Below are 329 nucleotides of genomic sequence, written 5' to 3'. Positions count from 1 at the left end.
GCAGATTCCCACGCGTTACGCACCCGTGCGCCACTAGACCCGAAGGTCTCGTTCGACTTGCATGTGTTAGGCATGCCGCCAGCGTTCGTTCTGAGCCAGGATCAAACTCTCAAGTTTGTGTCCAATCTCACAACAGGACCAGCCAAAAGACCRGCCACCTGACGTAAAATTAATTCAGGGATCATCACCCTGCACATATCTAAACGTATGGTTACGTAAGGACATGTAAAGGTAACGACTATCTACTGCCACCCCGAGCCCTGAAGCCCCGGGAGCAGGCGCCGTCGCCCACATGTCCCTTCATCTAAAACCTACAATGTCAAAGAACC

Annotated in this window: 1 rRNA gene; it reads right to left on the bottom strand. The window is 52.4% G+C overall.

The window, feature by feature from the left end:
- Positions 1–117 (bottom strand): 16S ribosomal RNA (locus tag AB4Z00_RS26605); the annotation flags it as partial.
- Positions 118–329: the final 212 nt, after the last annotated feature.

This window comes from Novosphingobium sp. YAF33 (genome assembly GCF_052113265.1).
In the GTDB taxonomy this organism is placed as follows: domain Bacteria; phylum Pseudomonadota; class Alphaproteobacteria; order Sphingomonadales; family Sphingomonadaceae; genus Novosphingobium.
This window is presented reverse-complemented; position numbering and strand designations above follow the sequence as displayed.